The 15,787-nt window shown below is 47.0% G+C and carries 11 protein-coding genes; 5 read left to right on the plus strand and 6 right to left on the minus strand.

All coding sequences use genetic code 11. The features are described from left to right. Positions 1–33 precede the first annotated feature (33 nt). The 5 genes from mmsB to B5D26_RS07835 form a co-directional block, all read right to left on the minus strand. Positions 34–924, minus strand: a complete 891-nt coding sequence (mmsB, locus tag B5D26_RS07815; RefSeq protein ID WP_078745170.1) for a 3-hydroxyisobutyrate dehydrogenase — start codon at positions 922–924, stop codon at positions 34–36. 81 nt (positions 925–1,005) lie between these two features. Then, complete coding sequence (locus B5D26_RS07820) at positions 1,006–2,133, minus strand: enoyl-CoA hydratase/isomerase family protein (RefSeq protein ID WP_078745171.1); 1,128 nt, start codon at positions 2,131–2,133, stop codon at positions 1,006–1,008. Continuing rightward, on the minus strand, positions 2,133–2,915 hold the full coding sequence (locus B5D26_RS07825) for an enoyl-CoA hydratase (RefSeq protein WP_078745172.1): 783 nt from the start codon (positions 2,913–2,915) through the stop codon (positions 2,133–2,135). The genes B5D26_RS07820 and B5D26_RS07825 overlap by 1 nt, the downstream gene beginning before the upstream one ends. Beyond that, entirely contained in the window at positions 2,912–4,078 is a 1,167-nt protein-coding gene (locus tag B5D26_RS07830; RefSeq protein WP_078745173.1) for an acyl-CoA dehydrogenase family protein, read from the minus strand. The genes B5D26_RS07825 and B5D26_RS07830 overlap by 4 nt, the downstream gene beginning before the upstream one ends. A 192-nt stretch (positions 4,079–4,270) precedes the next feature. Further along, entirely contained in the window at positions 4,271–5,764 is a 1,494-nt protein-coding gene (locus B5D26_RS07835) for a CoA-acylating methylmalonate-semialdehyde dehydrogenase (RefSeq protein ID WP_078745174.1), read from the minus strand. A 237-nt stretch (positions 5,765–6,001) separates the two neighbouring features. On the opposite strand from B5D26_RS07835, the gene B5D26_RS07840 reads away from it, so the two are divergent. The 5 genes from B5D26_RS07840 to B5D26_RS07860 all read left to right on the plus strand — a co-directional run bounded on the left by B5D26_RS07840 (position 6,002) and on the right by B5D26_RS07860 (position 12,459). Beyond that, positions 6,002–6,883, plus strand: coding sequence for an AraC family transcriptional regulator (locus tag B5D26_RS07840; RefSeq protein ID WP_078745175.1), 882 nt, complete (start codon positions 6,002–6,004; stop codon positions 6,881–6,883). A 210-nt stretch (positions 6,884–7,093) separates the two neighbouring features. Continuing rightward, positions 7,094–7,501 (plus strand): MerR family transcriptional regulator, encoded by a 408-nt coding sequence (locus tag B5D26_RS07845; protein ID WP_078745176.1) that lies wholly within the window; start codon positions 7,094–7,096, stop codon positions 7,499–7,501. Between the two features lie 163 nt (positions 7,502–7,664). Beyond that, positions 7,665–9,350 (plus strand): AMP-binding protein, encoded by a 1,686-nt coding sequence (locus B5D26_RS07850; protein ID WP_078745177.1) that lies wholly within the window; start codon positions 7,665–7,667, stop codon positions 9,348–9,350. Positions 9,351–9,448: 98 nt separating this feature from the next. Further along, a complete protein-coding gene (locus tag B5D26_RS07855) occupies positions 9,449–10,315 on the plus strand; it encodes a class I SAM-dependent methyltransferase (RefSeq protein ID WP_078745178.1) in 867 nt (288 codons plus the stop codon). A gap of 185 nt (positions 10,316–10,500) precedes the next feature. Continuing rightward, the gene (locus B5D26_RS07860) at positions 10,501–12,459 is read left to right on the plus strand and encodes a methyl-accepting chemotaxis protein (protein WP_078745179.1); all 1,959 of its coding nucleotides are present in this window, start codon (positions 10,501–10,503) and stop codon (positions 12,457–12,459) included. 207 nt (positions 12,460–12,666) lie between these two features. Here the strand turns inward: B5D26_RS07860 and acnB are convergent, their stop codons facing one another. Continuing rightward, entirely contained in the window at positions 12,667–15,270 is a 2,604-nt protein-coding gene (acnB, locus tag B5D26_RS07865) for a bifunctional aconitate hydratase 2/2-methylisocitrate dehydratase (RefSeq protein ID WP_078745180.1), read from the minus strand. Between the last annotated feature and the right edge of the window lie 517 nt (positions 15,271–15,787).

The raw sequence follows: 15,787 nt of genomic DNA on the forward strand, positions 1-15,787 counted from the left end.
ACCCTTTTAAGCAACGTATTGGCTGAGCGTCTATTAGTCCAGATCAGCAAACATTTTCTGGATACTGGAGAAGTCCAGTGCGCCATTGCCATTGGCCGCATGCATTGCAAACAGGTTACGCGCCAATGCGCCCATTGGAATGCTGCTACGAGACTTAACGGCAGAGTCGAAGGCCAAACCAAGGTCTTTCGCCATCAGGTCAACCATAAAGCCGCCTTGATAGTTGTTAGAAGAAGGTACGCCTTCCATCACACCTGGGTATGGGTTGTACACTTGCAGTGACCAGTTGTTGCCTGAACTTTTTGACATGATGTCAGACAGTACAGCCGGATCTAAGCCATTTTTAACGCCTAAACCGATCGCCTCTGCCGTACCCGCCATCAAGATCGCCAACATCATGTTGTTACAGATTTTGGCCACTTGGCCTGCGCCGCTGTCACCTGCGTGGAAGATGTTTTTGCCCATCGCTTCTAACACAGGTTTTACGGTTGCAAAAGCCTCAGCGCTGCCACCTACGATAAACGACAATGTACCCGCTTTGGCACCGCCTACACCGCCAGATACAGGCGCATCTACCATTGTGATACCACGTTTGGCTGCTTCAGCACCCACACGACGCGCCGACTCAGGAGAGATGGTGCTCGAGTCAATAATAACCGTATTTTTATCTACCACATCTAAAAGCGCAGACTGGTCGATATACAAACCCTCAACGTGCTGACTGGCTGGCAACATAGACACTACAAAGTCTTTGCCTTTAGCCGCCTCAACCGCAGTTTCTGCTGAGCTTGCGCCTGCATCGACTAGCGTTTGTACTGCGCTTGCCACTAGGTCAAACACTGTCACTTCATGACCTGCTTTCACTAGGTTGGCCGCCATTGGGCCGCCCATATTGCCCAAACCGATAAACGCGATCTTCGCCATGTTCACTCTCCGAGTTTGTTGTTCTTGTTACTGGAATATCTTAAGAAGCACCCAAGCCATCGCAGGGGTGCCGAAAACACATTATTTCAAATCAGCCAGTGGGTGCTCACCTGACCAAGGGGACACGAAGAAACTGTCGATCCACTCAGCCTCTACTGCGGCCAAAGTGCCACCATGCCACTTTGGCTGACGGTCTTTGTCGATTAACAAGGCACGAATTCCCTCTGCAAACTCACCTTTGCAAGCCGCCTGAACCGATAGATCAAGTTCGGCACGAAACACTTCAGCCAATGACATCTGTTTGGTGGCTTTTAACTGGCGCACAATCAAATGCATCGCAGTGGGTGAGCCAACGGCCAAAGAACCAATTGCGCGAGACAACCATTTATCATCGGTATGACAAGAGGTGATGTTATCCACGATTGCCGCCACATCATCTCCGTCGGTTAACTGCTGTATCAGATCAAAATGCTTACGCACCTCAGACTCTGGCAGTTGGCCTAGGCTGGCGCGCTCATGTTGGCGCAGTACCGAGTTAACAATATGAGTGGCATTGTCTGCCCAACTGACAGATAACAGCGCATCAATCACCGCTTCGCGGCGATCATGGGTCACAAAGCGATCCCCTAACCCCACAAATAAAGCATCTGCGGCATTAATGCTGGCACCGGTCAAGCCTAGGAACAGGCCTGTACGACCCGGCATACGATTCAAGAAGAAGCTGCCACCCACATCAGGGTATAAGCCAATGCTGATTTCAGGCATAGCGATACGAGAAGACTCTGTCACCACACGATGACTGGCACCCGCCATCAAGCCCAAACCGCCCCCCATGACAATACCGTTACCCCATAGAATAAACGGCTTGCTGTAGGTGTGAATCAGGTGATCTAAACGGTATTCGTCAGTGAAAAACTTTTCCGCATAAGGGTTTTGTTGCTCACCATGCTCAACCATTGAGTTATAAAGCTGAACAATGTCGCCACCCGCACAAAAAGCTTTGTCACCCGAGCCTTGTAGCCAAACAGCCACAACGCTGCTGTTCGCCTGCCATTCCAGAAGTTTGGGATACAGCAGGTCGATCATCTCAAGGCTTAAGGCATTTAATGCTTTGGGCGCGTTCAGCGTCGCAATACCGATCAAGTGGCCATCACGGGTGGCCAGCTCTTCGAAAACTACAGGATCTAAAATCGCAGGCGAATCAGACATTATGCGTTCTTCCATTCTGGTTTACGTTTGCCTAAGAAAGCATTGACGCCCTCTTTCTGATCTTGGGTATCAAACAGATCAACAAACAGCTCACGCTCTTGCATACAACCTGTTGCCAGTGAGTTATTGCCACGGGCATTGTGTACCAGTTTTTTGCACGCGGTGACGGCAACAGGACTCTGTTTCGCCACTTTTTCAGCCAGCGCAATTGCGGTTGCTAAGGCTTCGCCTTTGCCTACCACTTCTTCAACTAGGCCAATCTGCAAAGCTTTCTCTGCCGTTACACGCTCACCGCACAGAATCATGCGTTTCGCCCAGCCTTCACCTACCAGCCAAGCTAAATTCTGTGTACCACCGGCACAAGGCAGTAAACCTACTGCGGCTTCTGGCAATGCCATTTGCGCTTGTTCCTCAGCGATTCGAATGTCGCAAGCAAGGGCACACTCTAGACCGCCACCCATTGCGTAGCCGTTGATTGCGGCAATCGAAACACCACGGAACTCTGACAAAGTCTCAAATGCTTCACCAAAGATACGCGCCATATGACGAGCCACTGCTTTGTCGCCATCGGCAAATTTATTCAGGTCAGCGCCCGCTGAGAAAAACTTCTCGCCCTGACCGGTAATCACTAACGCATAGATATCACGATTGGCATTCAACTCCTCCACCAGCGCTTTTAACGCAGGCAAACTCACATCATCCCAAGTGTTTGCAGGTGGGTTGTTGATGGTCACAATTGCAGTATGACCTTGGATTTCAACTAATAGTTTTTCAGTACTCATCGAATCACCTCTAACACGCCGTCCATCATCACTCGACGGGAAATAATTAAGCGCATGATCTCGTTAGTGCCTTCTAAAATCTGGTGCACACGGGCATCACGCATATAACGTTCTAATGGATACTCTTTGATATAGCCGTAACCGCCATGCAGTTGAATGGCATCATTGGTCACGTCAAAACAAGCGTCTGTGGCAAAGCGTTTGGCCATTGCACAGTACAATGTGGCTTCGCTGTCTTTCTCATCCAGCTTAGAGGCTGCCAAACGTACCATTTGGCGAGATGCCACAAGATGCGTCACCATATCAGCCAGTTTAAATTGCAACGCTTGGAAGCTCGCCAGCGGCTTACCAAACTGTGAGCGCTCTTGCATATAGCGCTGCGTGTCGTTAATCGCTGCTTGGGCCGCACCTAGAGAGCAAGTGGCGATATTGATACGCCCACCATCTAAGCCTTTCATGGCGATTTTGAAGCCGTCACCTTCTTTACCGAGCATATAGCGCGCAGGGATACGAGCATCTTCAAAGGTGATCAAACGCGTTGGCTGACTGTTCCAGCCCATTTTCTCCTCTGCTTTGCCGTAATGAATACCTGCTGTATCCGCAGGTACAACAAAGGCAGAGATGCCTTTAGGGCCATCTTCCTGCGTGCCTGTCCGCGCCATAACCACTAAAACATCGGTACTACCCGCGCCAGAGATAAACATTTTGCTGCCATTTAGCACAAAATCATCGCCATCGCGACGCGCTGTTGTACGCAATGCACCTGCATCAGAACCCGCACCCGGCTCAGTTAAACAGTAAGAGCCTAACTTTTCACCCATCGCCATCGCGGGGGCAAATTCATCGCGCAGTGCCTCGTCAGCAAAGGTTGCGATCATCCATGTCGCCATGTTGTGAATGGTGATATAAGCGGTGGTTGAGGTACAGCCCATCGCCAGCTCTTCAATAATCACACTGGCATCCAGACGGCTCAGTCCCATGCCGCCTGCTTCCTCAGGTACATAGATGCCGCAAAACCCCATCTCACCGGCTTTTTTAATCACCTCAATCGGGAAAATATGCTCGGCATCCCACTTTGCGGCATGGGGTGCCATCTCATTCTCTGCAAAGGCACGAGCTGCATCACGAAAGGCGATCTGATCTTCTGTAAGATTGAAATCCATAATAATACCGTCAGTTTTTGTTCTTCTAATTAAGAATCTGTCTTAGCACAACTTGATACAGCGAACGCATCGCTTTTTAAAACCAACAGCCCGTTAGGCTTTAAAAAACAATCTTGTGCGATCAAGGTCTTCAATCATTTAAAACAGGAGAGGGGGCAGCCTCTCCTGTTACAGACCTAAAATCTCAAAAACTTATTTCAAGTTGATTGAGAAGTTAGGGCCTGATTTCGTGTCTTCATTGAACCAGCGCGCAGTGATGGTCTTGGTTTCTGTGTAGAAACGTACCGCTTGCTTACCATACGCGTGTTGATCACCGTAGAAAGAACCTTTCCAGCCAGTGAACGAGAAGAATGGTAGAGGTACCGGAATTGGGATATTGATACCCACTTGACCCACTTCAATGTTGTGCTGGAACTTACGTGCAGCCGCGCCAGATGCGGTGAACATAGAAGTACCGTTACCGTATGGTGAGTTATTGATCAGCTCGATCGCCTCATCCAAGGTGTCCACTTCAACTAGGCATAGCACTGGGCCGAAAATCTCATCTTTGTAGATGCTCATTTCTGGGGTTACACCAGCGAACAGCGTTGGACCAACCCAGTTACCATCTGGATAACCGTCTACTACAACATCACGGCCGTCTAGTAGAATTTCTGCGCCTTCATCAACACCTTGTTGAATCAAGTTACAAATACGCTCTTTCGCTTGAGGGCTGATCACTGGACCATAGCTTGCACCTGGATCATTCCATGCACCTGGACGGGCTTTTTGCAGTGCTTCTTTAATTTCATGCTTCCACTCGCGAGCTTCGCCCACCAGTACTGCAACAGAGATCGCCATGCAGCGCTGACCCGCAGCACCCACAGACGCACCTGCAATGTTATTGATCACTTGCTGTTTAGCTGCATCAGGCATCACCACCATGTGGTTTTTAGCACCCGCGAAGCTCTGTACACGCTTCATGTTGGCAGTGCCTGTTTTGTAGATGTACTGACCAACAGGTACAGAACCTACGAAAGAGATCGCCTTGATGTCTGGGTGGTGCAGTAAGAAGTCAACCTGCTCTTTACCACCGTGAATCACTTGCAGTACGCCTTTTGGCGCGCCCGCTTCAACAAAGAGTTCAGCCAAACGCGTTGGCGTCAGCGGATCTTGCTCAGAAGGTTTCAGAATGAAGGTGTTACCCGCAGCGATTGCCATTGGGTACATCCATAGAGGGATCATCGCTGGGAAGTTGAATGGTGTAATACCCGCACAAACACCCAGTGGTTGAGTGTAGCTGTAAGTGTCAATTTCACGAGCTACATTTTCAACCGTTTCACCCATCATCATGCTTGGGATATTGGCTGCATGCTCAACTACTTCAATACCACGCCACAGATCGCCCTTCGCATCTTCAAAGGTCTTACCTGTTTCAGAGCTTAGAATCTCTGCAATTTCATCATGATGCTCTTTTAGCAACGCTTGATAGCGCATCATTACGCGAGCACGTTCAGAGATCGGCGTTTCTTTCCAAGTCAAAAATGCAGCTTTAGCGCTGGCATAAGCCGCTTCCATTTCGCTTTGTGTTGCGAAAGGCACTTCACACAGCACTTCCTGAGTAGCTGGGTTAGTCACTGGTAGAAACTTCTCAGATTGACTCTGTACGAATTCACCGTCGATGAATAGTGGCACTCTTTTTGTCATGGTAATTACCTTCCTTCAGACCGATCTAACGGTTTTGTTGTTGTTCTGGCGTAGATCGTACTAATGAATTATTCACTTAGTACGACTGAGTAAGTGCAACTGAGCTAGCTACAAACCTAGCGGTTGCTTGGATGACTGTAAAGTAGCACAGCTAAAAAAGTGCAAGGATTGACTAAGTTGCTCACCTAATGGACTATATTGCGGTCTAATCATTTTTAATTTGCAAGAGCTAGACTAATGTCTCAGACCTCAGATTGGCCGCTACCCTCCGGCAGTATTCGCTACTTAGTGCCACAGTTTTTATGCGACAAACTTCGACAACACCCCTTAAGCTGTGGCCTATATCCTGTTTCCTTTGGTAACTATAAAAAGGCTAAAGGCCACGAAATGAAACGCCAGAACCATGATGATTATCTGCTGATCTACTGTATACATGGCAAAGCAGATCTGTGGTTAAAGGATCAATATCTACAAATTCAGGGAGGGGATGTTTTGCTACTCCCTCCAGGGGTCAGCCACCACTATAAAACCCACGATGACGACCCTTGGACGATCTATTGGTTACACGTAACAGGAGAAGATTGCGCTTTAGCCAGCCAACATGCAGGTTTTAATGAGCAAACTTTCATTCGCCATTACGGCAATCACCCTCGACTGATTCAGGATTTTGACAGCCTAATTGACTGCCGTAGCAGCGGCTTTAATTTGAATACCTCAATCTATGCCGCCTGCCTGCTAAGACAGATTTTTTCATTTATTGCTCTGCTAAAGCCCGTCACCTCTCATGCACGTAATTCACAACTGAACTTAGACACCATACATGCCCTAATGCAGGAAAACCTACACACCCGCTTGGATTTAGACACACTGGCGCAACGGGTTAATCTGTCTAAATTTCATTTTGTAAACAAATACAAAGAGATGACAGGGCTTACACCGATTCAACATTTTCTGCACCTCAAAATTGAGCGCGCATGCTACATGCTCGATATCACACAAAAAAGCATCAGCGAGATCAGCTACAGCCTAGGGTACGAAGACAGTTACTACTTTTCACGCTTATTTAAGAAAGTAATGGGGATAGCACCCACCCAGTACCGTCGGAACCAGCTGCGATAAACGTTTAAACTCTGTTTCCAAATAAGATTAATCCCTGACAACGCAAGCGCAGCAACATACAATGTCGAAAAAATGACTCAATGGTCACGAATCAAGAAAGATGAACAAGGAAAGTCCAGCCTATTTTTAGCGTCATTTGGGTTTAATTTCACCTTTACGTAAACGTCAACATTGGATAGAGTAGGCCATAACTGACAGGTAAACATCATTATGCTAACCAAAAAATCATACTCCATTAGCGAGTTGTCAAAAGAGTTCGAGGTCACGACACGAACGATTCGCTTTTATGAGCAACAAGGGCTTATTAACCCTACTCGTAATGGTCAAACCCGTATTTATGCAGAAAAAGACCGTGTGCGCTTAATGCTAACACTACGAGGCAAGCGTTTAGGTTTTAGCTTGGCTGAAACCAAGGAGCTGTTTGACCTGTACGATTCCACCTTAGAAGGTGATGAAAAACAGCTTAAATTGATGATGGGTATTCTTGAACAGCGTCATGCTGAGCTTGAGCAGCAACTACAAGATATTGTGCGTGTTAAAGCAGAGCTTGAAGCTGTAAAAGATCGCTGCCAGAAGGCACTAAATGAAGTGGTTATTCATAAAAAGAAACCCAGTTAATACAATCAAGCTTTACCTAGGTTTCATTATCGAATAAGACTCTCTATTTTATTTAGACCCTATACAAACCGGAGACTAAAAATAATACCGGTACGACTTTAAAAACCGAGCAGGACAGCTCCTCTTAACAAAACAACAATAAAATCAACCTAGAAGGTGGGTTATGACGATTAAAGCATTGAGCTATGTAAGTGGTACCAGCGATACGCCTCTAAAAGGCATGACCATCGGCGATATGTTTGATGAAACCGTATCCAAGTATCCTAATAATGACGCCCTGATCTCTCGCCATCAAAACTTGCGCTACACCTACCAAGAGCTGCAAGCTGAAGTAGATAAGTGCGCCAAAGGCCTGATGCACATGGGCGTTACCAAAGGTGATCGCGTTGGGATGTGGTCGCCTAACAACACTCAATGGTGCATTACTCAGTTTGCAACCGCAAAAATTGGTGCCATCTTGGTGAATATCAACCCAAGCTACCGCACCCATGAACTGGAGTATGCCCTGAAGCAATCAGGCACCAACACCCTGATTGTACAAGGCCAATTTAAAGCCTCTCACTATGTCAATATGATCTGTGAACTGGCACCAGAGCTAAAAACAGCAACACCCGCTAGCTTCAGCTCTGAGCGTTTACCAGACCTACGTCGTGTGATCTGTTTAGATGAAGATTTGGCCACTGAAGGTATGTGGACTTGGTCTGATCTGATCTCAATGCACGACCAAGTGACCGACGCTGAACTGCGTGCATTACAAAGCACACTGCAATTTGATGACCCTATCAATATTCAGTACACCTCAGGTACAACTGGCGCACCTAAAGGCGCAACCCTTAGTCACCATAACATCCTGAACAACGGCTATTTTGTGGCGCGCGGCATGGACTTCACAGATAAAGACCGTCTGGTGATTCCTGTACCACTGTACCACTGCTTCGGCATGGTAATGGGTAACCTAGGCTGCGTGACGCATGGTGCTACCATGATCTACCCAAGCGATGGTTTTGATCCTGAAACCACCTTACAAGCAGTCGCTGAAGAAAAAGCTACCGCACTGTATGGCGTACCGACCATGTTCATTGCCGAACTGGATCACCCTAACTTCAACCAGTACGACCTAAGCACACTGCGCACAGGTATTATGGCTGGTGCAGTTTGTCCTATTGAGGTCATGAAGAAAGTCATTGCCCACATGCATATGAAAGATGTCACCATCTGCTATGGCATGACCGAAACCAGCCCAGTAAGCTTCCAGACCAAGATGGATGCCCCTATTGAGAAGCGCGTTTCTACCGTCGGCACCATTCACCCACACCTTGAAGTGAAGCTGGTAGACCCAGAAACTGGCCGAGTGGTTGAGCGCGGTGAAAAAGGCGAACTTTGTACCCGTGGTTACAGTGTGATGCTGGGCTACTGGAACAATGAAGAAGCCACCACTAAGTCAATCGTCAATGGCTGGATGCACACAGGCGACTTAGCCGAGATGGACGAGGAGGGCTACGTTGCTATCACAGGTCGTATCAAAGATATGATCATTCGTGGTGGTGAGAACATCTACCCTCGTGAGATCGAAGAGTTCCTATACACTCACCCAGACATCAGCGATGTTCAAGTGATTGGCATCCCAGATGACAAGTATGGTGAAGAAGTGATGGCATGGGTTTCGCTGCATGAAGGCAAAGACCTGACCGAAGCAGATCTGCGTGAATTCTGCAAAGGTAAAATTGCTCACTTTAAAGTCCCGCGCTACTTCAAGATTACCCGTGACTTCCCTATGACTGTAACGGGCAAGATTCAGAAGTTCAAAATGCGTGAAATCAGTACTCAAGAGCTTGGTTTGAAAGGCTAAGTCTCGCTTGCACTGAACTTTGTGTGACTCAAAGCGGCAGTTTGTCTTGTAAACCAATAACAGGACAGGCTGCCGCTTTTTTATAAAGGCTAATAGAGATGTCAGAGCTTCAGCAACCTACCGAACAGCACTATCAATACAATGATGATCCCACCTTTTTATGGCAAACCATTTGTGAACACTTAGAGAAAAAAGGCTTTTCTGAGTCGGACCTCAACAGTGATTTGTTAGCTCCAATTGACCAGCTGCATATTGGTGGACGCAGTGCGTCAACTGACCTACTTGCAGTGTCAGGTTTGGCACCAGAGTCTTATATTTTAGAGATAGGCTCAGGTTTGGGCGGTACTGCACGCTTATTGTCTGATCGTTTAGATGCCCATATTACAGCGGTTGACATCACTCCCGCATTTACCTTCGCTTGCCAACAGATTAATCGAATCCAAGGTTACAGCACTATCAACTCAGTTTGCGCAGATGCTTCTGAGCTTGAACTGACTGACAACAGTCAAGATGCGGTGTGGAGCCAACACACTATCATGAATATCCCAGACAAAGACAAGCTCTTCTCCACCTTGGCGCGAGTACTGAAAAAAGGTGGTAAGTTGCTACTTCATGAAGTAATTGCAGGTGCCAATACCGAACCTCTAGCACTACCTGTGCCTTGGGCCAGTCAAGCTGAGCAAAGCCACCTACCTAGTTTAAATCAACTGGTAGAGTTACTGGCACAACACCATTTCAAGCCTCTGCATTGCCAACTAATTACGGATAAAGCCCTAGACTGGCGCACTAAACATAGCCAGCGAGAGCAAGGGCAGCAGCCCAAAGGCAACATTCAAAGTAAGTCACCTTTAACACCTGTTTTAGTCTTTGGTGAGCGCTTTATAACAATGGGAAAAAATGTGCAGCAAAACTTAGCAGATAACAAAGTGCAAATTCTTGAAGCTGTATTTGAATATCAAGGTTAAACGAACCTTTACGGTCACACTAAACTGTAATTTAAGCGAGCAAATAGTCTAAGTTTGCGCTAAATTAGCAAACACCCTATTCATTGATTTCATAGACAAACTCAAAATACGATAACAGTATTTTTAGGACAATTCGCCTTATTAACAACAATAAAAAAAAGCGCTAACTTACATGGAGAAGCCTCATGACGAGAAACCACGGATCAGCTCTGCAAACCAGCAGTGGAACCCCTTTATTACACCAAATGCTATTCTCTGTTTTACTACCAATTCTGATTTTGATGTCAGGTTTAACTTTCTGGATCTATTCGGAGATTAAGCAAGAAACCTCTGATCTTATGTTGAACTCTGGTGAACAGGTTGCAAAAGCAAGAGCTGCCGAAGTAGGGGCCACCTTATTCGCGTTACAAGAAGAGGTCGCCATGCTATCGACCTCTCCAATAGTAAGGGGTGAGCAACGTAGCAGTGAAATGCTTGAGTGGATGAAAGGTAACTTGTCAAAACTGTCTTTTGCTGAAATGATTTTCTTCGTTGATTCGCAAGGCCAAGCTAACTACCTTGCAACATCGGGTAAAACGGGTAGCGCCAACCTTAGCCAGCGCCAATATGTGCAAGATATTCTCAGTGGCAAAGCAGAAAGCATACTAACCAACCCCATTATATCTAAAGCTACAAACTTACCGATTTCAGTTATTGCACACAGTGTAAAAGATAACCAAGGTAAGACCGTTGGTATTATCGCAATTACCATCACCTTAGAGATGCTGACCAAGATTACTGAACAAGCAAAGATCACACCCGACAGTTATAGCTGGATCATTGACTCTTCAGGTTTGTTAATTGCTCACCCTTCCCCAAAGGCTCGTATGAGCATCAATGTTACCGATGCAGACAAACATGGCTTTAAAGGGTTAGATGCCTATGGCAAAAAAATGGTTCAAGGACAGTCTGGCACGGGTGAGATTTTAAATATTGAGGGGAAATCTGTGACAATGATTTTCCAAACCATAAACAATACCCCAGGCTGGGTGTTTGGTATGTCGGTACCTAGCGCTCAACTTTATGCTTCAGCCAATAGCCTAGCCTCTTTACTTATCACAACAATGTTTGTTGGCTTAGTCATTATTGCCGTATTGGTTGTACTGGCCAGTCTATCACTTGCCAAGCCAATTGCAGCTTTAGCAAAAGCTATGGCTGTTGTTACCAGTGATGAAAGTGGCGTTGGTGCGCGCTTAACAGCGTCAGGCCCTAAAGAGATTAGAGCAGTGACACAAAGCTTTAATGATTTTATGGCCAAGCTTGGCCAATCCGTTGACAGCATTAAAGGGGTTGCAGGTAATCTCAATAATGAAGCCCAGCAGCTAGAGCGAAGTGGCGCAGTTCTGGCCGAACAAGTTGGACGACAAACGGTTGAAATGGATCATGTCGCTTCAGCTGCCAATGAGCTGAGCAGTACATTTGATGATGTTGCACGCCAAGCACAAACAGCTTCAGAAGAAAGCGCCCAAGCCAAACAAGAAGCTGCGCGTGGCCATAAAGCTATTGTAGAAAACCAGAAACAAGTCACTGCACTTTCTGAGCGAATCAACGGTGCCGCACAAGAGCTGGAAAAACTCCATCAATCCAGTGAACAAATTGGTGAGGTTTTAAACAGCATCACCAGTATTGCCGAACAAACTAACTTACTGGCATTGAATGCAGCTATTGAAGCCGCACGGGCAGGTGAGCATGGTCGAGGTTTTGCAGTTGTAGCCGATGAAGTTCGCACGCTTTCAGAACAAACGCGACGTTCAACAGAAAAAACCCAGATTGTTATTGATGAGCTACAGAAGCTAATCGACAATGCTATCAAAACTATGGCAGAAGGCGCAGTTGAAGCCAAAGAAACAGTAGAGCGTTCTAAGGAAGCGGAAGCGGCACTCACCTCTATCCAAAACGCTGTAGCTCAGTTAGAAAGCATGAACCTACAAATTGCCAGCGCGACTGAGCAGCAGCAAGTGACCATCAGCGAAGTGAATAGCAACATTCATCAGTTGGTCAGCGCAGCAAAAGTGGTTGAAAACGAGACGGAGCAACTACGCCAACAAAGCACCAATATCACACAGGCCAGCCAACAGATGGAGCGTGTTGCTAACGCGATTTAACTCTGCCTGCTCGAATACTCAAGCCTCAAAACTGAGGCTTGGGTTCATTTCCTACCCTCAAACCCCTTTGTTTCTTTGTATCTGCATTGCTCACGCTAAGGATTTTGTACCATCTCCAGCAGCTTTGCCGAATAATTAACCAAAAAAAAGAAAACCCCAGCCTAGGCTGGGGTTTTGGGTTTCAGTCATTCAATCAGTAGTAACTGATTAGGCTTCCTGAGCCAGAGGGATAAACTTAGACGCTGCCGCTTGGTAAGAAGCGATCTGGTCAAAGTTCAGGTAACGGTAAACGTCAGCTGCTAGAGGATCTAGCTGTGCTGCGTATTCCATGTATTCTGCAACTGTAGGCAGTTTGCCCAGCAGTGCTGCAACTGCAGCAAGTTCAGCAGAAGACAGGTAAACGTCAGCACCAGTACCCAGACGGTTCGGGAAGTTACGAGTAGAAGTCGACACTACAGTAGTGTTGTCGCCTACACGTGCTTGGTTACCCATGCATAGAGAGCAACCTGGCATCTCCATACGCGCACCAGAGCGACCGAAGATGTTGTAGTAACCCTCTTCTGTCAGCTGTGCTGCGTCCATCTTAGTTGGTGGTGCAATCCACATGCGAGTTGGCAGTTGTTTGCCAGCTGCATCCAGCAGTTTACCTGCTGCACGGAAGTGACCGATGTTGGTCATGCAAGAACCGATGAACACTTCATCAATTTTCGCACCAGCAACTTCAGACAGCAGTTTCACGTCATCTGGATCATTCGGGCAAGCCAAGATAGGCTCTTTAACGTCATCTAGATCGATTTCGATTACAGCTGCGTATTCTGCGTCTGCATCGCCTTCCATCAGCTGAGGGTTAGCCAACCACTCTTCCATACCTTTGATGCGACGCTCAATGGTACGTACATCGCCGTAACCTTCAGAGATCATCCACTTCAGCATGGTGATGTTAGAAGTTAGGTATTCAGCGATTGGTGCTTCGTTCAATTTGATAGAACATGCAGCAGCAGAACGCTCAGCAGCAGAGTCAGAAAGTTCGAACGCTTGCTCAACTTTCAGATCAGGCAGACCTTCGATCTCTAGAATACGACCAGAGAAGATGTTCTTTTTACCCGCTTTAGCAACAGTCAGCAGACCTTGCTTGATTGCGTAGTAAGGAATTGCGTTCACTAGGTCACGCAGTGTGATACCTGGCTGCAGTTTAGTACCTTTGAAACGTACCAGAACAGACTCAGGCATATCCAGAGGCATAACACCAGTCGCAGCAGCGAAAGCTACTAGACCAGAACCTGCAGGGAAAGAGATACCGATTGGGAAACGGGTGTGAGAGTCACCACCAGTACCTACAGTATCAGGCAGCAGCATACGGTTCAGCCAAGAGTGAATTACACCATCACCTGGACGCAGAGAAACACCACCACGGTTCATGATGAAGTCTGGCAGTGTATGGTGTGTGTTCACGTCTACTGGCTTAGGATAAGCTGCAGTGTGGCAGAACGACTGCATAGTCAGATCAGCAGAGAAACCTAGGCAAGCCAGATCTTTCAGCTCGTCACGGGTCATAGGACCAGTGGTATCTTGAGAGCCTACAGTGGTCATCTTAGGTTCGCAGTAAGTACCTGGACGGATACCTTCTACGCCACAAGCTTTACCAACCATTTTCTGTGCCAGCGAGTAACCTTTGCCAGTATCTTTTGGCTGGTCAGGGCGCTTGAACAGGTCAGTAGGACCTTGTGCTAGGAATTCACGTGCTTTTTCAGTCAGACCGCGACCGATGATCAGAGGTATACGACCACCTGCTTGAACTTCGTCTAACAGCACTTGGGTTTTCAGTTCGAACGTAGAAACCACTTCGTCAGTACCGTGCTTACACACTTTACCTTCGTATGGATAAACGTCGATCACGTCGCCCATGTTCAGGTTTTCTACTGGCATTTCAATTGGCAGAGCACCAGCGTCTTCCATAGTGTTGAAGAAGATTGGCGCAATTTTGTTACCAAAGCAGAAACCGCCTGCGCGCTTATTCGGTACGTTCGGGATATCATCACCGAAGAACCACAGCACAGAGTTAGTTGCAGACTTACGAGAAGAACCCGTACCCACAACATCACCCACGTATGCAACAGGGTGACCTTTTGCAATTAGAGCTTCAATCTGTTTGATTGGGCCTTGAACGCCTGGTTGATCAGGGTTGATACCATCACGTTCCATTTTCAGCATCGCCATCGCGTGCTTTGGAATGTCTGGACGAGTGAATGCGTCTGGCGCAGGTGACAAATCGTCAGTGTTGGTTTCGCCAGTCACTTTGAAAACGCTCAAAGTGATTTTTTCAGCCAGTTTAGGGCGAGAGGTAAACCACTCGCCAGCCGCCCAAGATTCAATAACGGTTTTAGCAGCAGCGTTACCGTCTTTAGCTTTGTCGGCTACATCGTGGAAGGCTTCGAACATCAGCAGAGTGTGCTTCAATTCTTCAGCAGTTGCATCCGCTAGGTTAGCATCGTCTAGTAGGCTTACCAGTGTCTCGATGTTGTAGCCACCTTGCATGGTGCCCAACAGCTTAACAGCATGTTTTTTGTCGATCAGTGGAGAAGCTGTCTCACCTTTAGCGATAGCCGCTAAGAAACCTGCTTTAACATAAGCAGCTTCGTCAACACCCGCAGGAACGCGGTTGGTGATCAGGTCAAGAATGAACTCTTCTTCGCCTGCTGGTGGATTTTTCAACAGTTCAATTAGAGCTGCGGTTTGTTCAGCGTTCAGCGGCTTAGGCACTACGCCTTCTGCAGCGCGCTCTTCAACGTGTTTGCGATATGCTTCAAGCACGGTAAGACCCTCATCAGTTTGAGCTTTGATCGGACACTAAAAATTGTTTTTTTGCAATAAATCAAAGCGTTCGATGTTACATCGACCTTTTTCTTCGGTGGCGCAATTCTAAAGTAAAATGTCGACAATGTTAAGTTGAGTGGAAGACCGATAGGTTCAACTTTGGTCGTTGATCTCGGTCAGGGAGCCCAAGTTTGTTCTTCTGCGGCTCAGTTATCCTCATATCTGATTGAGTTCTTGATCATCGTTCCGACAGCGCTTTAGACGAAGTTGGATGAAGCGTCGAATAGATAGCGCCAGCATAAACAACTCTATGTAAAAAAACTGGCTAAATACGGCCATCTAAGCCAGCAAAGGCGGTGTAACAGAGCTAAGATAATCTTAAAATAGACACTGAAGCAGCATAGAATATAACTTGCAGATGGCCAAAAATATATAATCAACAAGTGACTGCTGGTCAAAGTTAGCAATCGAAAATAAACAACAGTGAACTAGCGGTTATGGGGAAAGACTGGCT

The organism is Oceanospirillum multiglobuliferum, assembly GCF_900167095.1.
In the GTDB taxonomy this organism is placed as follows: domain Bacteria; phylum Pseudomonadota; class Gammaproteobacteria; order Pseudomonadales; family Halomonadaceae; genus Oceanospirillum; species Oceanospirillum multiglobuliferum.